Here is a 17,436-nt window from a genome sequence, read left to right on the forward strand (position 1 = left end):
CTTTGTAAGAGACGTCTTGGAGGCGACGCGCTGGTGGAAGGCGCCCTGGTAGAGGACGCCCTGGTAGAGGAGAGCGGCCAAGGCGCTGTCAACGCCACGATTCGAGCGGGGGCTGGGTAGGTACACAGGAGATAGGAAAGTGGAAGCGTCTGTGACGGAAGATTCGAAAGGCCGGCGTCGTGTCGCGGCGCCCTGTCTGGAGCCGTGTGCCATCGAGAAGGGCATGCGTGTGCTTGGCGGCAAGTGGACAGGATCCTTGCTGTGGCACATCAACGAAGGGCCGGTGAGGTTCAATGACCTTGCTCGCATGGTGGGGGGCGCCAGCAAGAAGATGATCACCGAGCGCCTGCGTTTTCTCGAGACTAAGGGACTGATCTCCCGGCACGTGCGCGAGACGTCGCCGGTCGTGGTCGAATACGCGATCACGCCACTTGGCGAGACGGCCATCAGGGTGCTCGATGAACTGCGTGAATGGAGCGAGTCATTGCCGGAAGGGGTCGTGGACCAATGATGAGGGTGTCTCCGGGCCGCTCTCGCGGGGTGTCGGGCGTTCCCACCGCACGCTCCGGGACCCAGGGCGAGGCACGTCAGTGACCAGAATGATCCAGTCGGTGTCGCGCAGCTTTCTGCTGCTCGAGGCGTTGCGACGCGCCGACAAGCCGCAGACATTGGCCCATCTCAGCGCTGAGGTGGGCTTGGGCAAGACCACCGTTCACGGATTGCTGAATACCCTGGTGGCATTGGGCTACGTCCGGCGCCTGGCCGAGGGCTACTGGCTTGGGTTGCGTCTTGACGAGCTGGCTGAGCCATTGGCACAGGAGCGTGAGCAACTGCGTCATCATTACCGCGGACTACTGGAAGAAGCCGCGGCGCTGAGTGATGAGACGGTCTATCTGGCCGCGCCCTGCGGCAGCCAGCAGTACCTGTATCTCGAGGCCGTGGAGGGACGGCAGCCGCGGCGTGTCCAGAGTCCACGGGGACGTCGGGAGTCGCTGCGGCATTCGGCGATCGGCCATGTCTTCCTGGCCAACGATGACGACCTGCTGCGCCAGGTCAGGCGCGATGGCCCCCTGACCGATGCGCAGGAGGCCCGGCTTCGGGAGGTCAGCCTCCAGGGCTTTGCACTGGACCTTGAAGCCGTGGAGGCAGGTCTTTGTTGCCTGGCGATTCCGCTGCGCCAGCGCGGAGAGTGCGTGGCCGCTTTGGGCATGGCGGGTCCCTCATCGCGCTGGACGCAGGCGCAGCTGAGCCGGTTGGCGAAGCAACTTCTAGCGCGCTGACCCTCCTGTACTCCTCGCCGTTCGACATTGTCGAATCTTGATCGGCATCCGCCGCTCCCCCCTGTGCCTGCCTGCGCGGCATCGGCATGCTCCTCATCGCGTCGACGACGACGCTGCTCTTGTCTGTATTCATGAGGAGAATGACATGCAACTTGACGATGCCCAACACGTGATTGCAGGGATTCACGAGGCTGCTGCCGCTGAAGGGTTTGCCGTCTCGCTGGCCATCGTGGACGCCAGCGGGCTCCAGGTCGCCTTCGAACGCATGGATGGCGCGGTTCCCGGCAGTATCGATGTCGCGATCAAGAAGGCGCGCACGGCCTCGCTGTTTCAAACCGACAGTGCACAACTCGGTCAGATCGCCGCTCCCGGCGAGGCCGTCTATACCCTGGAAAACACCAACGGTGGCCTGATCAGCTTTGGCGGCGGCGTGGTACTGCGCGATGCACAACAGCGCGTGGTCGGGGCCGTCGGTGTAGCCGGCGCAACCGTCGAACTGGACGAGACCCTTGCCCAGCTGGGGCCGCGCCTGATGGCACGGGAGGCGGCATGATGCGCGGCCAGCATCCTGCCGTGCTGGCACTGGCGGTGGCTGCCTTTGCCATCGGCATGGCGGAGTTCATCGTGGTCGGGGTGCTGCCCACCATCGCCAGTGATCTGGGCGTCACCCAGGATCGCGCCGGTGCTCTGGTGAGTGGCTATGCGCTGGCCTTGGCGGTCGGTACGCCGATGCTCATGCTGACCTTGTCCCGCTTCCCGCCGCGTCGGGTGCTGACGGGGCTGATGGCGCTCTTCCTGGTCGGCAATCTGTTGGCGGTCATCGCCCAGGACTTTACCAGCCTGATGTTCGGCCGAGTGATCACGGCCGTGGCGCATGGCGCCCTGTTTGCGCTAGGGGCGACGGTGGCCAGTCGGCTGGCGCCGCAAGGGCAGGCAGGTAGTGCCATTGCGCTGATGTTCTCAGGGCTGACGCTGGCCATGGTGATTGGTGTACCTGTCGGAAGCCTGCTGGGTAACGGCGTGGGGTGGCGGGTTCCCTTCGTGGTGATTGTGGTACTGGCGAGCATGGCGCTAGTCGCGCTGTGGCGCTGGGTGCCGGCGCATCTGGACGCTCAGCCGACAGGCAGCTGGCGAGAGCAGCTGTCGGCGCTCGGCCATCCGGTCATCGTGGTGACCATGGCGCTGACGGCGGTGGGCTTCGGTGCGACCTTTCCGCTATTCACCTACATCAGTCTCTGGCTGACCGAGCAGTCGGGTTTCTCCACGCATATCGCCAGTGGACTGCTGATCGTCTTCGGTGGCGCGACCCTGGTTGGCAACCTGATGGGCGGTCGAATGGTCGGCGCCATGGGATGGCGGCGCACCGCCGCCTGGCTATTGCTGGGGCTGGCGGCGATCCTGGCAACCATCCATGCCTGGGGACAGATAAGCGCGTTGATGCCGATATGGCTGGCGGTGTGGGGTGCCTTGGCTTTTGGTCTGTCGCCCGCGTTTCAGTCAGGCATGCTGGCGTCTGCCGAACAGCATCGGCCGCGGGCGGTGGCGTTTGCCTCGGCGCTCAATATCTCGTCGTTCAATATCGGTATCTCGGCCGGTTCCGCCGCGGGCAGTGCGCTGGTCGCAAGGGAGGCGCTGGCACTCACGCCATTGGCCGGAAGCGGTCTGGCGGTGCTGGCGCTGGGCATCCTGTGGCTTCAGGGCAAGGTGAACCGCTCTCGTGTTGTCGAGGCGGCGGCGTGATGGAGTCGCCATTTCACCCGCCCCCGCCCACTTGGTGAAGGGGCGGGGGCGGGTATGTTCTTGCTCGTTGCGCCTCTATCAGGCGTCGACTGGGTCGATCAAGCGAATGTCGGCATGGGTGACCCAGTCTGCCGTGGCGTCGCGAAAGCGTGCCATGTGTGGAGTCTCCATGTGGGCTTCCAGTGCCGCACGGGAGGACCAGGTTTCGATGACGGTGACCGTATCGCTGCGCGCGGTGTCGTCATGGGTCAGGCCTCTTGGGGCGTCGATGGCCGGCTGATAGCGCAGGCAGCCCTCTTCCTGTTGAACCGTTGGGGCTACCTCAAGCAATGCATCCAGCACGTTCTGGGCGTTGCCCGGGGTTGTGGTGATCGTCGCAATGACCCACAGCATGGTGACACTCCTCTGGTCTTGATCTGGTGGACGGGCCCCGGCCGGATTGTCGGGGCCGTAAAGCGCTCAAGGAAATACGGCATCAATGCCTGCACGGATGAGTCGCTGCGTCGCCCACTGCGCGAAGGCTCTACCTGACAGCATCGAGGCCTTGGATGCTGGGCTTCGGGCGCTGACGCGTCGTTCCGCACGGCTAATGACGGCAGCGTTTGCTCAGGCCTCGGTGGTCGAGAACAGCGCGAGCAAATGTTCGCGATATTCGGCGACATGGGTATCGATCGCGGGCGCCTTGATCACGTCGTTGGCGAGGTAGGTGGGCAAGCCTTGCATGCCGAGGAACTCCATCGCCTTGTGGACCGGGAAGTAGACGCCGTCGACGCCCTTGCCCTCGAAGAAGTTGCCTTCCTCATCGAAGGCTTCTCTGGGCGCATTCCAGGTCAATGACAGCATATAGCGGCGCCCCTGCAGCAGACCGCCACTGCCGTACTGGAGAGACGGATCCTTGCGCGAGCGACCGTCGCTGGCGTAGAGGCTGCCATGGCCTTCGGTCAGTACTTCGTCCAGGTAGCGTTTCACGATCCACGGCGGTCCCATCCACCAACCAGGCATCTGCACGATGATGGTGTCTGCCCACAGCCACTTGTCGATTTCGGCCTGAAGGTCGTAACCCTCGTCGATGCGTGTCTCCTGAATCTGGTGACCCAGCTCAGCGAGGACGCCTCGGCCCGCGTCATGCAGAGTGTCGTTGTAGCGGCCGCCGGAGTGAGCGAACGCCTTGCCGCCGTTAAGCATCAGAATGTTCATGGACTGTCCGATTCGTCTAAAAATGGTCACGCGGTACAGTGGGGGCTCGTGCACGCTTGGACAATCGGTATGAGTGCAAAACACTTTCTCGCTAATGATGTTGCACGTTGGCGCCAAGGAGCAGCCAAGAACTGACGGCAGGAGACCCGTGAGCGCTACGACATGATCGGCTGACCGTAAAGCGAAAGGAGGAAGCCGATAAAAAGAGACAGCAGATCAGCAGGATCGGGGAGAGAGTGGCGAGAGGGGAGAGAGGGGAGAGAGGGGAGAGAGGGGAGGGAGGGGAGAGAGGGGAGAGAGGGGAGAGAGGGAGAGCGAGATAGTGCGAGAGAGAGAGGGATAGCGAGATAGTGCGAGAGAGAGGAAGAAAGAGCGGGAAAGAGGAAAGAAGGGCGAGATGATCGGGGCGAGCAGCTAAGCGAGCGAGGCCACTGAGCAGCCACGGGCAGCCAGCGCTGCCCGTGGATATGCCGTGCTCTATCAGCCGAGGATACCCTGGCTGCGCAGATAGTCGTCGTAGCTACCGCTGAAATCGACGATGCCATCGTCCTTCATTTCGATGACGCGAGTGGCCAGCGAGCCGACGAATTCTCTGTCATGGCTGACAAAGATCAGGGTGCCGGCGTAGTGCTCCAGGGCCAGGTTCAAGGCCTCGATGGACTCCATGTCCAGGTGGTTGGTGGGCTCGTCCATGACCAGCACGTTGGGATTTTGCAGTGACAGCTTGCCGAACAGCATGCGGCCCTGTTCTCCACCGGAGATCACCTTGACCGACTTGCCGATATCGTCGTTGGAGAACAGCATTCTGCCCAGCGCCCCTCGTACGATCTGCTCGCCAGACGTGGTCCATTGTTGCATCCACTCAAACAGCGTCTCGCCACCCTCGAAGTCGGCTGCGTGGTCCTGGGCGAAGTAGCCCACCTCGGCAGCGTCGGTCCATTTGACCTCGCCCGCATCGGGCTCCATCGAGCCGACCAGGCAGTTCAGCAGCGTGGTCTTGCCGATTCCGTTGGGGCCGATGATGGCAACGCGTTCACCGGCTTCGATGCGCAGACCAAAGCGCTCGAACAGCACGTTGTCATCCCAGGCCTTGGTCAGCTCCTCGACCGCCAGGGCATGGCGATGGATCTTCTTGTTCTGCTCGAAGCGAATGAACGGGCTCACCCGAGACGAGGGCTTGATCTCATCCAGCTTGATCTTGTCGATCTTGCGCTGGCGTGAGGTGGCCTGCTTGGCCTTGGAGGCATTGGCCGAGAAGCGGCTGACAAACTGCTTGAGCTCGGCGATCTCCGCCTTCTTCTTGGCATTCTCTGCCTGCAGACGCTCACGGGCCTGGGTGGCGGCCGTCATGTACTCGTCATAATTGCCGGGAAACAGCTGCAGTTCGCCGTAGTCCAGATCCGCCATATGGGTGCAGACGCTGTTCAGGAAATGGCGGTCGTGGGAAATGATGATCATCGTCGAGGAGCGCGCCCTGAGCACATCTTCCAGCCAGCGAATGGTATTGATGTCCAGGTGGTTGGTCGGCTCATCCAACAGCAGCACGTCGGGGTCGCTGAACAGCGCCTGAGCCAGCAGCACGCGAAGCTTCCAGCCCGGTGCTACCACACTCATCGATTGATCGTGCTGTTCGAGGGGAATGCCCAGGCCCAGCAGCAGCTCTCCGGCACGCGCCTCGGCGGTGTAGCCATCGAGCTCGGCATAGCGGACCTCCAGGTCGGCCACCGCCATGCCATCTTCTTCGCTCATCTCCGCCTGGGCATAGATGCGCTCGCGCTCCGCGGCCACCTTCCACAGTTCTTCATTACCCATGATCACGGTATCGATGACGCGTTCGTCCTCGAAGGCAAACTGGTCCTGGCGCAGCTTGCCCAGCCGGGTGGTGGCGTCCTTCATGACTTGACCGCTGGTCGGCTCCAGGTCACCGCCAAGGATCTTCATCAGGGTGGACTTGCCACAGCCATTGGCCCCGATCAGGCCGTAGCGGTGCCCCTGTCCAAACTTGACAGAGACGTTTTCAAACAGCGGCTTGGGGCCAAACTGCATGGTGATGTTGGCGGTAGAGAGCACGGCAGGGAATCTCGCGGAAGCAGCATGAATGTGAGACTTGGGCCGGCACGACAGGAGGCTTCGACCAAAGTGGATCGCGCATTGTACGCGTCCGACCCGGGGGGTATCCACTCGGTGAGCGCCCAGCGCTGCCTGTCTGCAGCGTCAGGGCTTGCATAGCTGCATGTCAGGCAGCCAGAACTGAAAAGCCCGAATCCGCAGGGATTCGGGCTTGTCACCTCAGCGACGGGACAGACGAGAACGTGGTCGATAGGGATCGCCCGGCTCGCGGAACAGCGACAGCAGCACCGCAAGGGTCATCACCAGAATGACGACGCTGACCGGCAGCGCCGCTGCGATCAGTGCTGTCTGCAGCGCAGAGAGCCCGCCGACAACCAGCAGCACCGCCGCCACCAGGCCGATGATGACGCCCCAGAAGACGCGGAACAGCTTGGGCGGATCGTCATCGCCCAGGGACAGAATGGTGGTCAGCACCAGGGTGCCCGAGTCTGACGAGGTGATGAACCAGCTCATCAGCAGGAACACCATCATCGCCGACAGCACCCAGCCGAACACGCCGGAGCCGACGATACCGTCTGCGGTGGCAAACAGCGCCGAAGGCAGGTCCCAGGCACGCACCATGTCCATAATGCCGGCGGAGCCGGCGCCACCGGCCGCGTTCAACTCCTGATGGATCGCATTGCCGCCGAAGATGACCAGCCAGATAAATGCCAGCAGGGTCGGCACCAGCAGCACACCGAGCACGAACTCCCGCAGGGTGCGGCCTTTCGAGATGCGGGCAATGAACAGACCGACAAACGGAGCCCAGGCGAGCCACCAGCCCCAGTAGAAAATGGTCCAGGCCTGTTGCCATTCGCTGGTGCCTGCCTTGTCGGCATACCAGAGCCCCATCGGAATCACTTCGGTGGCGTAGTCGGCCAGCGTCTCACCGAAGGTCTTGAACAGCCATAGGGTGGGCCCGCCGAACAGGAAGATGCCGATCACCACCGCCGACACCCAGATGTTGAGCACCGAAATGATACGGATACCGCGCTGGACACCGCTGACGACCGAGATGATCGACAGGGTCGAGATGACCGCAATCAGGGCTAGCTGAGTGGGCAGACCATCACTGATGCCAAACAGCTTTTCCAGCCCGACGCCCATCTGGCTGACCCCGAGCCCGAGGGATGTGGCGACGCCAAACACGCAGCCCAGTACCCCGAAGATGTCGAATAGATGGCCAAGGGGACCAAAGATGCGATCGCCGATGAACGGATAGAGGGCTGACCGCAGCGCCAGGGGCAGTCCCTTGCGGTAGGCAAAGTAGGCCAGCGACATGCCGACGATGACGTAGATGGCCCAGCCGTGCAGGCCCCAGTGAAAGACGGTGACCCGTAGCGCATCGATGGCGCGCTCGTGGCCGATCTCGGTGGCCCCGGCCATGTCGGCATGGGGGTTGTTGGGATAGCCGAAGGCACTGGAGTTGTCGAGGTAGAAGATCGGTTCGGCAACGCCAAAAAACAGGATGCCGATGCCGATACCCGCCGAGAACAGCATCGAGAACCAGGCAAAGTTGCTGAACTCAGGGCGGCTGTCATCGGTACCCAGGCGGATATTGCCGTAGCGACTGCAGACGATAAAGGCACAGACGACGAGCAGCGCGACCACGGAAATCAGGTAATAGCCGCTGAAGGTGCTTTCGATCCAGGTGCGGGCGGTGCCGAACACCACGCTTGCCGTGTCTGAGCTAAGGCCGGTGAACAGCACAAAGAGCAGAATAAGCGCACCAGAGGTGATGGTCATGCCGCGGTGCATGCCCTGGAAAGGACCACCCTGGTCAAGCTCTGTGACCATGTAGTCGGTGCCCATCACCGCATGGGGATTGTCGTCGGGGGGAGAGTCGGAAGACGCCGTGCTGGCGGCTGCCGTGGAGGGTGAATCTGAAGTAGCGATAGTCTCGTATCCTCTTGAGCCGGGCCACGGGCCGGCGATCCCGCTGTCACTCCAGCTACGAGCGACCTCGTGGCGCGAAGACTGAGAGCAAGTCATCGTGCCTGGACGTTGGCGAATGGGACGCACCAAGCTCGCTCGCCCGTATGGTAAGCGAGGGCCGGTGCGCGGTCGCAAACGCCAGCAATGCTGGAAAGAAGGTGGCGTCGGGCCACCAAAGCGTTGCATATCATACACTTTTTGGTGGCGGCCGTGGCGCAGGTCATAGCTTGACGAGACGTCTCTGGGTGCGCCGACGCTACGTTTAGCCTCAAGCGCTCCACCATCGCTGCGCGTCATGGGGCCCGGGAGAACTGCCCCGGCGCTTCGGGTGCGGGCGCAGTTCATCCCTCTAGGAGTGGGTTGACAGTTACATTGCCCCCTACGAGTAGGCTATCGCTGGCTGAGTAGCTTCAAGTTATTGCGAAGCTCCTGTGGCACATCTTCGATCAATACGAGAGTGACCTCTTGCTCCCCACCTTGTGTACTCGTGAGACTGTCGCCCAGATAAGTGTTTATCTCATCCGGGGTCAACGAGTACATGGCCCCTGTTAATGGGTCGACGATTAACCAGCCAATCAATCCCCCAAAAATTAAGTTGCCTCCTACATACCAGCCGTTGGCATGGCTGGTAATCTCTATAGAGCGACTCTGAAAACCATCTTTACTGATGGTGACAACATAATCCTTTCCGCCAAAGTAGGAGCCGTCAGCCTTTTTGAGCGTTACACTGGTTGGCGTGCTTCCCTCGAAGACTTGCTGACCCTTTTCGTCGACGATTGTAATGTCTGCATGGGTTGGAGCACTGTTGATGGTGATTGCCTGATCGCGATCACCAACGATACTGGCACAACCACTGAGCATCATGGCACTTGCTACAGCAACAGATAGTAGGGTACTCGTTCGTTTCACTTGGCGTTACTCCCGTGCGTAAATATTCATATCATTCAACAGAACGTTTTTATTTATTATTGAAGTCTGATGGTATGAAGCCCAACTGATGCCATCAAGCGGTCACTGTAATCTTGCTGTTCATTAGCGCGCGGGAAATAGAAAACCTTGCCGTATATCAGAGGTTGAGAAGGAACTTCTTAGTCAGAGGAGAGGTGTCGCTCACCGCAGGCGCAGGGCTCTCGACTCATCGGTGCGCCGCTTGACCCGGCCCGGAAGGTCATTTACGTTGCTAGTACCAACTAAACTACCAAAGACCCAATGTCTCTCCATAGCGATAGCACCCAAAAAAGCGACAGCGACAACTCCCGAGACCTCCCTAGCGGCGAGAACCTCGACCGGGATGCCCGAGCGCTCTATGACGCGCTCAATCAGTTGATTCGGGTCCACCAGTTTCGAGATCGAGATCGCATTTGCGGCTATGACCTTTCTGTGGCCCAGTGTTATGCCCTGGAGACTCTGGTCCATCAAGGGCCATTGCGCCTGCAGGGGTTGGCTAGCGAAATGTACCTGGACAAGAGCACGGCGAGTCGCGTGGTGGACGCCCTGGTCCGCAAGGGACATGTCGACCGGATCGCCGATCCGGCGGATCGACGTGCCGCGCTGATCCGGCCTACAGTGCAGGGAGAAGCGTTGTACCAGACGATTCGCGCCGACCTAATCGCCGAAGAGCGGGCAATGCTCGAAGGGCTCACTCCGGATATGCGTCGGGCGGCGCTGACCCTGATACGGCAGTTGACCCAGGCAGCGCATCGGCGCTGTGGTCCAGGGCCTCGGCCCTGAGTTGTAATGAGGACGAGACCTGAGTTTTTTTGTACGCATTGTTGGTACTGACAACTAATGTCGGATGTGAGGGCGCGTCCGCCAAGGTACCACTCTCTCAAGGAGCGATAGATGAATCAGACAAGTGGCAGGATCGCGATCATCGGAGGCGGTCCTGTAGGGCTTGCCGCCTGCGCCCACGCGCTAGCGCATGGACTCGATCCGCTGGTTATCGAAGCGGGCAAGGGCGTCGGTGAGCATCTGCGGCAGTGGGGGCATGTGCGAATGTTCACGCCCTGGGAATGCAACCTCGACGGTCATGCTGTCGCCTTGCTGCAGGCCTCCGGATGGCAGCCACCTGGCGGCAATGCCTGCCCGACCGGGCAGGAGCTTGTGGATCACTATCTGACTCCTTTGGCGAACCTGCCTGAGCTCCGAGACCGCGTGCACCTGCAAAGCCGTGTGCTGGGAGTCAGTCGCTCCGGTATCGATGTGCTGAAGAACAGTGGGCGTGTCGAGGCGCCGTTTGTCCTGAGGATCGAAGATCTCGATGGTGAGCGGGATCTGTTGGCCGATGCGGTTATCGATGCCTCCGGTACCTTTGGCCAGCCCAACTGGATGGGGGGGCACGGCATGCCTGCGCTGGGGGAAGCGCGATGCCAGCAGCGAGTCACCTATGGTCTGCCGGCAGTGCTCAATGGGGGGCGTGATCGCTACGCCAACCGGCGTGTACTGGTCGTCGGAGCCGGGCATTCGGCCTTCAATCTGCTACGTGATCTGGCTGAGCTCGCCAAGGCGGCTCCGGACACCAGGGTGCTGTGGGCAATTCGTGGAGATTCACCGGCCAGAATGTTCTGCGGTTGCGCCGACGATCCTCTCGAGGAACGCGGTCGGCTGGGGCTTGAGGTCCAGCGTCTGGTGAGCGATGGCAGGATCGAGGTCTATCCCGGGGTCAGGATCGAGCGACTTGAGGAACGGGCCGATGGTCTGGTCATCCAGGGGCAAGGGCATGGCTTGCCGCCGGTGGACGAGGTAGTCGTCGCTACCGGCTTCCGGCCAGATCTGTCGCTGTTGTCTGAGCTTCGCCTCGAGCTGGATCCCGCCACCCAGAGCCCGGTTCGTCTGGCGCCATTGATCGACCCCAACGTACATAGCTGTGGCTCGGTGCCCTCCCACGGCGCCGAGGAACTCCGTCATCCGGAGCAGGGGCTGTTTATCCTGGGCATCAAGAGCTACGGCCGTGCTCCCACCTTTCTGTTGAGGACCGGTTACGAACAGGTGCGCTCGGTGGTCGCAATGCTGGCGGAAGGAGCGGCACGAGGTAGCTTCGGCCATCGATAGAGCGACGATGCTTGCGAGGATAGCGAGGCTAGGGTACGTGCCCGACCGCATCGATCTGTCTGACACAGCCAGCCCCCGGTAGTTGAAGAATTACTTACCAGGGGCTGGTAGGTCCGGCGACGGTGTTTCAGGCGGTGGTCACTGGCGCCGAGCGTTGCAGCGTCAGCAAGGTGTCCTCGTCGCGCAGCCGGTACAGGGTGTAGCAGGCCGCCAGCATCGGCAGGGCGGCGAAGAACAGCATATGGCCAAAGGGATCTGTCACCATGGCGGGAATCGTCACCAGCGTCGAGATGCCGTGAATGGCCAGCACGCCTGCGTATGTCATGCGCTTGTAGAGGCCCGCCACGAACGCCAGGATCAGGGCTAACTCCAAGGCGCCGAGCACCATCACCACAGCGGTGTCCACGCCCGCGACGCCGAAGTACTTGTCGATAATGCCGCTGCCCTGGGCTGGGTTGATGAATTTGCTTAGCGTCCACACCAGTAGCACCAGGAAGATGCCGACACGCATCGCCAGCAGCCCGCCTTTTAGTCCTGACATATCTGTTTCCTCTCCTTTCCTGAGATCATTCCGCACGGCGGCGGTCACGAGATGGTGGTCTTGGCAGCCCGTTGGCAACCTGTCGCGAATGCGCAACTGCACTGTCGAGGCCGCGCCGGTTTGCGTCGGCCGGTGTCGCAAATCCTTACAGACCTTGTCGGCGAGCATAATGCTGGGTCGGATAAGAGGAGGGGAGAAACGCTGTGAGCAGGGCTGTATGCATGTCTGTAAGTAGGGCCGGGCTGAAAGTGGGGTGTATCGACGGGGACTGCTCGAGAGTCCGGGGAAGCCTGGCGATGGCCTTTTCTGCTCGCCGCCTCTGCTTCCCCGGTCGTGCTGCGTCAGTCCAGACAGGCGATGGCGCCGCTGACCAACGCTTCGATCCCGGTGCGCAGGGTCACGGGGTTGCCCGGGAAATAGTGGGGAGAATGCGGCATTTCCAGGTGCCGCATCTTGTCTGCCACCGTGCTGCCCGGCGTTGCTGCCCAGCGCTCTGCCGGGGTGGCCCCGATGAACCAGTAGGCGCAAGGGATATCGTCGCCGCCGAAGCCGCCCGCCTTGGCATCACCAAAAAGCGGAAAGTCCTCGCTGCCGTTGAGTCGGTGCATGTCGTAGAGCGCGTCCTGGCCGAAATGCTCGCCATGGGCGCGGCGAAGGCGTTCGACCAGGCCCGTGTCGTTGTATAGCGCGATGGTGTCATTGATCACGCGAATATCCGGCGGGCGTGGACAGCGTCCAGCGTCGCATTCCGCGCGCACGATGCGTTCGATCGCCTCGAGCAACTGGCGGTGCAGGCTGTTGTCGAAGCTGCGGATATTAATGTCCAGCTCGGCATGGTGAGGAATGATATTGGACTGGGTGCCGGCGTGCAGCCGGCCCACCGTGACCACGGCGGTCTCTTCCGGGGGGACTTCTCGCGACACGATGGTCTGCAGCCGGGTTACCACATGGGCGGCAATGACGACCGGATCAATGGTGTGAGCTGGCATCGAGCCATGGCCGCCAGCGCCATGAATAGTGATCGCCAGATTCGAGGCGGCCGCCATGGCACGTCCGGCAATGTGCCCGACGTTGCCGGCCAGTGCTGGCATATTGTGCTGGCCGAGAACGATATCCGGGCGCGCGAAGCGGCGATAAAGCCCATCCTCCAGCATCGCCTTGGCCCCACCGAAGATTTCCTCGGCGGGCTGGCAGATCAGCATCAGGGTCCCTTGCCACTGGTCGCGCATGGCGGCCATCACCGTGGCGGCGCCGACGATGCAGCTGCTGTGCAGGTCGTGTCCGCAGGCGTGCATCAGCGGCACGCTGCCACCGTCAGTGTCGGCGGTATCCGTGCTGGCAAAGTCGACACCGGTGTCTTCCTTGATCGGCAGCGCGTCCATGTCCCCGCGAAGCATCACGGTAGGACCATCTCCGTTGCGTATCAGGGCGACGACGCCCGTGCCGCCGACGCCACGTGTAACCTCCATGCCTGGGGTGTCCCGCGCTACCGCCTCCAGGGCGTCGGCCAGGCGGGCACTGGTCTGATGTTCCTGAAAAGGCAGCTCCGGGTGCTGGTGCAGCTGACGGTAGAGCGAGCCGATAGTCTCAAGCGTCTGCTCTGCGTGGGCGCGGATAGCCTGACTGAGGTCAGCGCTGATGTGAGTGGTCATGGGTACGTCTCCTTGTGGGTGTCACATCAGTTGGCGAGGGATGGGGTGTCGGCGGCCGGCTGGATGAAGCGCTGACAGGCGGTGACCATCAGCACGTTGAGCAGCATGGCCCACAGGCCGGAATGCCAGCCCAGTGGCGAGAACCAAACGAACTCCATCAGCAGGTAGGCAACGCTTCCCGCCATGGCGCCTGCCAGGACGCTGAGGCGTCGTAGCGTCGGCAGGAAGACCGCGCCCATGACCATGGGTAGCAGCTGGACGATCAGTCCATAGGCGACAAGCAACAGCATGACCAGTGACGACGGGTTGGCCAGCGCACAGGCGTAGGCGACCAGGGACAGCCCCACCACACTCCAACGAGTGGCGCTGACCAAGGTCTTTTCACTGGCGCCGCGCATGACCGTCGGACCCAGCACGTCTCTGACCAGTACGATGCCCGCGGTGTGGGCCAGGTTGGCCCCGGTAGACATGGCGGCGGCCAGGGCGCCAGACAGCATCACACCGATGACCCAGGGCGAGTAGTCGGCCACGTCAAGGACGAGCTTCAGCAGGACCGTATCCGGGCGCGCCAGCGGCTCCTCGGCAAACACGATAATGCCCGCAAAGCCGATGAATAGCAGAGGTACCAGCAGGTAGGCGTAGAGGGGATAGAAGACGCTGACCTTACGCAACGTGCGACCGCTGTCGGCGGAATAGAACTTCATGAACAGATGCGGCCACATGGCGCCACCGAAGGCACTGACGAGGATCGCGGTGCTGAAGTAGCCCCAGCCCATGCTGGTGGCGCCGGGCAGGGTCAGGTATTCGGGAGCGCTCTGCTGGATCTGGCTGAACATCTCGCCGACCCCGCCATAGAGGCGCTCGGAGAGGCTGATACCCAGGTACCAGGCAATCACGATCATCATGATGCCCTGCAGCAGGTTGGTCCAACCGATGCCCTTAAGGCCGCTGGTGAAGACGTAGGCAGCGACCACGATAAAGGCGAGCAGCGCACCAAGCCACAGCGGCACCAGGCCATCGGTGGCGGCCTGGAACAGCATGCCAGCCCCGGCGATCTGGATGGTCAGGTAGGGCACCATGGCGGCGACGCCGATGATGCCGGCGATCATGCCGAGGGGTTTGCTGCGGTAGTGATGGGCGATCATGTCGCCCTGGGTCAGGTAGCCCCGCTCTCGTCCCAGTTTGGCGACCCTTGGGCCAAGCACCCAGATCGAGATCGGCACCAGCGCCAGATAGGCCAGGATATAGAGGGCTGGCGCGCCCCTCTCATACGCCCAGCCGGGGGTGCCGAGAAAGGCGAACGCCGAGAAGATCTCGGCGCCAAGGATGAAGAACAGAATGATCACCCCGACGTGGCGACCACCGGCCACGTAGCCTTCGAGGCTGGAGCTGTGCTGACCACGGGCGCGGATGCCCACCCACAGCACTACGCCCAGGTAGGCGAGGGTAATACCGGCGACGATGAAGGCATCATTCATGGCGATCCCCTCCGTGTCGCACCACAAAGGCGATCCACATGCCGGCGAACAGAATCAGCATCCACAGGATGTACCAGAAGAACAGGAACGGCAGGCCCAGTACCATCGGTTCAATGCGGTTGGCGATCAACGCGCCGGGCCAGATCATGGCGAGCGAACACACGGCGAAGTGCAGCCCGGTCAACAGGTGAAAGGTCTTGTTCATGGAACGTTCCTTGGCCTTGGGGGGCGCGGGAAGGGTGCTGCGCACGAGCGTTTCCCGGTGCCGCCTGCGGGCGGTTATTGAAATTGTGCCTTTACTATGGGATAGCTCTTTCGATACCAAAAATATGGCTTTTTGATAGCAGCGATATCGACATGGCATGGGAACGAGGTGATTGCCGTCGCCGTCGTCAGCGCCGTCTAACGTCGAGGGAGGCATTAACGTCATGGAGTTCCGACAGCTGAGCTATTTCGTGGCGGTGGTGGAGGCCGGGACGATTACCGAGGCCAGTCGCCGGGTGCATGTGGCGCAACCGGCGCTGACTCGCCAGATTCGTTTACTCGAGGAAGACCTGGGCACCCGCCTGCTGGACCGTCACGCCAGGGGCGTCCGACTGACCATGGCCGGGCGTGCGTTGTATGAGGAAGCCTTGCTGTTGCTGGATCAGCGTTCGCAGATCAAGGCCCGTCTTACGGCCTTGGGCAGCGGTCGCACGGGCACATTGCGCCTGGGCATCACGGTGGCCCACCTATGGGTGCCCGAAGTGGCGCGGATGATGGGGCAGTATCGGGCGCAGTATCCGGGCGTGGCCTTTGAGGTCTTTCCCTTGCTCTCTGGCCCGCAGCTAGAGCGGTTGAGCGAAGGCACGCTGGATGCTGGCGTGGTGTATCTGGATGGGCCGGACTATCCCGGGCTCGACACCTTGCCGCTGAAACACGACAGCCTGGTGCTGGCGCTGCCGGAGTCCTCTCCGTGGGCCAAGTGCCCGCCCCAGTGTCTGGCGGACCTGCAGGAAGAGGACTTTGTGTGGGGCTTTCGCAGCGCGTCGCCGATGTACTACGACCGCATGCTGTCGCACTTCAAGCGCCTGGGCTTTGCGCCACGAGTCGTCCAGTACGGCGCCGACAACATCACCATTCTCAGCATGGTGGCGGCAGGTCTTGGCTTTGCCATCGTCACCTCAGCGAGTCGGCATCACCCCTTGCCCGGCGTGCGCTTTGTCAGGTTGCCCGAGCTCGATCGCTGCGATATGCCGCTGTGGTTGGCATGGCGCCATGGCAATGATTCACCGACCCTGTGCAACCTGATTCAGCAGGTACAAGCCGAGCTATCGTCCGGGGCCTGATGGTTCGCGTCCCTGTTCTGGCGCCCCGGTTCTGGCGCCCTGGTTCTGGCGCCCTGGTTCTGGCGCCCTGTTCTGGCGCCAGCGCGGTGGGGGCTGTCCGAATAGCTGCCGAGTCAAGGCACGAGCAGGCCTGCGGTATGTCTACTGGGGGTGGCGCAATGCCTCGACCAGCAAGGAAAACGCGGGGGATGCCTGGCGACGGTTGGGATAGTACAGATGAAAGCCAGGGAAGGGAGGGCTCCAGTCATCCAGCACCTGAATCAGGCGTCCATCGTCAATGGCACCCACCACCATGTCTTCGGGCAGGAAGGCCAGGCCGAGTCCAGCGAGTGCGGCTGACAGCACCTGTTGGCTGTTGTTGACGACAAGCTGCCCGTGAGTCTGGACATTGAGTGCGATACCGTCTTTTTCGAACTCCCAGGCGTAAAGCCCTCCTGACGTCGGCATGCGGATACTGATGCAGTTGTGTTGGGTGAGCTCGTGGGGTGTCAGCGGGACTGGGTAGCGCTGAAAGTAGCTCGGTGCCGCCACCGCCAACATGCGCATGTCTGGACCGATGCGGGTAGCGATCATGTCCTTGGCAACGCGCTCGCCGAGACGGACACCCGCGTCCAGCCGCTCGGAGACAATGTCGGTCAGACCGTTGTCGATGCGCAGCTCTACCTGGATATCGGGATATTGCGTCAGCAGTGGAGATAGCTTGGGCATCAGTATGCTGTCCGCGGCGTGGCTGCTGGTGGAGATGCGAAGCGTGCCTGCGGGCTTGTCGCGCAGCTCGCTCAAGGCCTCAAGGCCGTGGTGAATGTCCTCGAAGCAAGGCGCTATCGTGCGTAACAGTCGATCTCCCGCTTCGGTAGGGGAGACGTTGCGTGTCGTACGTGTCAGCAGACGGATTCCCAGCCTCGCCTCCAGCCCGCGAATGGTATGGCTAAGCGCTGACTGGGATACGCCGAGTTCTGCTGCCGCCCGCGTGAAGCTGCCTTTTTCTGCCACCCGAAGGAAGGCATGTAGGTCGTTGAAGTTCTCGCGGGGCATTGATGAGCCTCTTTCATGGGTTCATGCGGTGTATGGCATCTAATCATATCTGTGGCCATTGTCTAACGTGGAGTCGGGTGGGGAGTCATT

Annotated in this window: 17 protein-coding genes; 7 read left to right on the plus strand and 10 right to left on the minus strand. The window is 62.0% G+C overall.

All coding sequences use genetic code 11. The features are described from left to right. Nucleotides 1–139 precede the first annotated feature (139 nt). The 4 genes from KUV45_RS15250 (at nucleotide 140) to KUV45_RS15265 (ending at nucleotide 3,020) form a co-directional block, all read left to right on the plus strand. Nucleotides 140–511, plus strand: a complete 372-nt coding sequence (locus KUV45_RS15250; RefSeq protein ID WP_222162033.1) for a helix-turn-helix domain-containing protein — start codon at nucleotides 140–142, stop codon at nucleotides 509–511. A gap of 88 nt (nucleotides 512–599) precedes the next feature. Then, nucleotides 600–1,280 (plus strand): IclR family transcriptional regulator, encoded by a 681-nt coding sequence (locus KUV45_RS15255; protein ID WP_224851834.1) that lies wholly within the window; start codon nucleotides 600–602, stop codon nucleotides 1,278–1,280. Between the two features lie 145 nt (nucleotides 1,281–1,425). After that, a complete protein-coding gene (locus tag KUV45_RS15260) occupies nucleotides 1,426–1,833 on the plus strand; it encodes a heme-binding protein (protein WP_222162035.1) in 408 nt (135 codons plus the stop codon). Continuing rightward, nucleotides 1,830–3,020 (plus strand): MFS transporter, encoded by a 1,191-nt coding sequence (locus tag KUV45_RS15265; RefSeq protein WP_222162036.1) that lies wholly within the window; start codon nucleotides 1,830–1,832, stop codon nucleotides 3,018–3,020. The genes KUV45_RS15260 and KUV45_RS15265 overlap by 4 nt, the downstream gene beginning before the upstream one ends. A 78-nt stretch (nucleotides 3,021–3,098) precedes the next feature. On the opposite strand, the gene KUV45_RS15270 is transcribed toward KUV45_RS15265, so the two are convergent. The 5 genes from KUV45_RS15270 to KUV45_RS15290 all read right to left on the minus strand — a co-directional run bounded on the left by KUV45_RS15270 (nucleotide 3,099) and on the right by KUV45_RS15290 (nucleotide 9,170). After that, nucleotides 3,099–3,413 (minus strand): putative quinol monooxygenase, encoded by a 315-nt coding sequence (locus tag KUV45_RS15270; protein ID WP_222162037.1) that lies wholly within the window; start codon nucleotides 3,411–3,413, stop codon nucleotides 3,099–3,101. A gap of 213 nt (nucleotides 3,414–3,626) precedes the next feature. Further along, complete coding sequence (locus tag KUV45_RS15275) at nucleotides 3,627–4,217, minus strand: NAD(P)H-dependent oxidoreductase (protein ID WP_222162038.1); 591 nt, start codon at nucleotides 4,215–4,217, stop codon at nucleotides 3,627–3,629. A gap of 480 nt (nucleotides 4,218–4,697) precedes the next feature. Further along, the gene (locus tag KUV45_RS15280; RefSeq protein WP_222162039.1) at nucleotides 4,698–6,287 is read right to left on the minus strand and encodes an ABC-F family ATPase; all 1,590 of its coding nucleotides are present in this window, start codon (nucleotides 6,285–6,287) and stop codon (nucleotides 4,698–4,700) included. A gap of 219 nt (nucleotides 6,288–6,506) precedes the next feature. Continuing rightward, nucleotides 6,507–8,318, minus strand: coding sequence for a BCCT family transporter (locus KUV45_RS15285; protein ID WP_224851779.1), 1,812 nt, complete (start codon nucleotides 8,316–8,318; stop codon nucleotides 6,507–6,509). Nucleotides 8,319–8,651: 333 nt separating this feature from the next. Beyond that, nucleotides 8,652–9,170: a hypothetical protein gene (locus KUV45_RS15290; RefSeq protein ID WP_224851778.1), complete on the minus strand. Its 519-nt coding sequence runs from the start codon at nucleotides 9,168–9,170 to the stop codon at nucleotides 8,652–8,654. A 300-nt stretch (nucleotides 9,171–9,470) separates the two neighbouring features. On the opposite strand from KUV45_RS15290, the gene KUV45_RS15295 reads away from it, so the two are divergent. Then, nucleotides 9,471–9,992 carry a MarR family winged helix-turn-helix transcriptional regulator gene (locus KUV45_RS15295; RefSeq protein ID WP_206942693.1) on the plus strand — a complete coding sequence of 174 codons (522 nt, stop codon included), beginning with the start codon at nucleotides 9,471–9,473 and terminating at the stop codon, nucleotides 9,990–9,992. A 111-nt stretch (nucleotides 9,993–10,103) separates the two neighbouring features. Beyond that, a complete protein-coding gene (locus KUV45_RS15300; protein ID WP_222162040.1) occupies nucleotides 10,104–11,312 on the plus strand; it encodes an NAD(P)-binding domain-containing protein in 1,209 nt (402 codons plus the stop codon). A 127-nt stretch (nucleotides 11,313–11,439) separates the two neighbouring features. Here KUV45_RS15300 and KUV45_RS15305 read toward each other — a convergent pair whose 3' ends face one another. The 4 genes from KUV45_RS15305 to KUV45_RS15320 form a co-directional block, all read right to left on the minus strand. Then, a complete protein-coding gene (locus tag KUV45_RS15305) occupies nucleotides 11,440–11,853 on the minus strand; it encodes a hypothetical protein (RefSeq protein WP_206943160.1) in 414 nt (137 codons plus the stop codon). A 341-nt stretch (nucleotides 11,854–12,194) separates the two neighbouring features. After that, nucleotides 12,195–13,505 (minus strand): amidohydrolase, encoded by a 1,311-nt coding sequence (locus KUV45_RS15310; RefSeq protein ID WP_222162041.1) that lies wholly within the window; start codon nucleotides 13,503–13,505, stop codon nucleotides 12,195–12,197. Between the two features lie 26 nt (nucleotides 13,506–13,531). Next, complete coding sequence (locus tag KUV45_RS15315; RefSeq protein WP_222162042.1) at nucleotides 13,532–14,983, minus strand: sodium:solute symporter; 1,452 nt, start codon at nucleotides 14,981–14,983, stop codon at nucleotides 13,532–13,534. Beyond that, entirely contained in the window at nucleotides 14,976–15,188 is a 213-nt protein-coding gene (locus tag KUV45_RS15320) for a DUF3311 domain-containing protein (RefSeq protein WP_222162043.1), read from the minus strand. Before KUV45_RS15320 ends, KUV45_RS15315 begins: the two co-directional genes overlap by 8 nt. Nucleotides 15,189–15,411: 223 nt before the next feature. Here KUV45_RS15320 and KUV45_RS15325 point away from each other — a divergent pair, with 223 nt between their 5' ends. Further along, a complete protein-coding gene (locus KUV45_RS15325) occupies nucleotides 15,412–16,311 on the plus strand; it encodes a LysR family transcriptional regulator (RefSeq protein WP_206942683.1) in 900 nt (299 codons plus the stop codon). 141 nt (nucleotides 16,312–16,452) lie between these two features. Here the strand turns inward: KUV45_RS15325 and KUV45_RS15330 are convergent, their stop codons facing one another. Beyond that, nucleotides 16,453–17,346 (minus strand): LysR family transcriptional regulator, encoded by an 894-nt coding sequence (locus tag KUV45_RS15330; RefSeq protein ID WP_222162044.1) that lies wholly within the window; start codon nucleotides 17,344–17,346, stop codon nucleotides 16,453–16,455. Between the last annotated feature and the right edge of the window lie 90 nt (nucleotides 17,347–17,436).

This window comes from Halomonas sp. DP3Y7-2 (assembly GCF_019800795.1).
Taxonomy (GTDB): domain Bacteria; phylum Pseudomonadota; class Gammaproteobacteria; order Pseudomonadales; family Halomonadaceae; genus Halomonas; species Halomonas litopenaei_A.

What these genes read in the sequence shown, in the direction of transcription:
- KUV45_RS15255 (WP_224851834.1), top strand. Translation starts at nt 600, where the DNA reads ATGATCCAGTCGGTGTCGCGCAGCTTTCTGCTGCTCGAGGCGTTGCGA.
- KUV45_RS15260 (WP_222162035.1), top strand. Translation starts at nt 1,426, where the DNA reads ATGCAACTTGACGATGCCCAACACGTGATTGCAGGGATTCACGAGGCT.
- KUV45_RS15265 (WP_222162036.1), top strand. Translation starts at nt 1,830, where the DNA reads ATGATGCGCGGCCAGCATCCTGCCGTGCTGGCACTGGCGGTGGCTGCC.
- KUV45_RS15270 (WP_222162037.1), bottom strand. Translation starts at nt 3,413, where the DNA reads ATGCTGTGGGTCATTGCGACGATCACCACAACCCCGGGCAACGCCCAG.
- KUV45_RS15275 (WP_222162038.1), bottom strand. Translation starts at nt 4,217, where the DNA reads ATGAACATTCTGATGCTTAACGGCGGCAAGGCGTTCGCTCACTCCGGC.
- KUV45_RS15285 (WP_224851779.1), bottom strand. Translation starts at nt 8,318, where the DNA reads ATGACTTGCTCTCAGTCTTCGCGCCACGAGGTCGCTCGTAGCTGGAGT.
- KUV45_RS15295 (WP_206942693.1), top strand. Translation starts at nt 9,471, where the DNA reads ATGTCTCTCCATAGCGATAGCACCCAAAAAAGCGACAGCGACAACTCC.
- KUV45_RS15300 (WP_222162040.1), top strand. Translation starts at nt 10,104, where the DNA reads ATGAATCAGACAAGTGGCAGGATCGCGATCATCGGAGGCGGTCCTGTA.
- KUV45_RS15305 (WP_206943160.1), bottom strand. Translation starts at nt 11,853, where the DNA reads ATGTCAGGACTAAAAGGCGGGCTGCTGGCGATGCGTGTCGGCATCTTC.
- KUV45_RS15310 (WP_222162041.1), bottom strand. Translation starts at nt 13,505, where the DNA reads ATGACCACTCACATCAGCGCTGACCTCAGTCAGGCTATCCGCGCCCAC.
- KUV45_RS15315 (WP_222162042.1), bottom strand. Translation starts at nt 14,983, where the DNA reads ATGAATGATGCCTTCATCGTCGCCGGTATTACCCTCGCCTACCTGGGC.
- KUV45_RS15320 (WP_222162043.1), bottom strand. Translation starts at nt 15,188, where the DNA reads ATGAACAAGACCTTTCACCTGTTGACCGGGCTGCACTTCGCCGTGTGT.
- KUV45_RS15325 (WP_206942683.1), top strand. Translation starts at nt 15,412, where the DNA reads ATGGAGTTCCGACAGCTGAGCTATTTCGTGGCGGTGGTGGAGGCCGGG.
- KUV45_RS15330 (WP_222162044.1), bottom strand. Translation starts at nt 17,346, where the DNA reads ATGCCCCGCGAGAACTTCAACGACCTACATGCCTTCCTTCGGGTGGCA.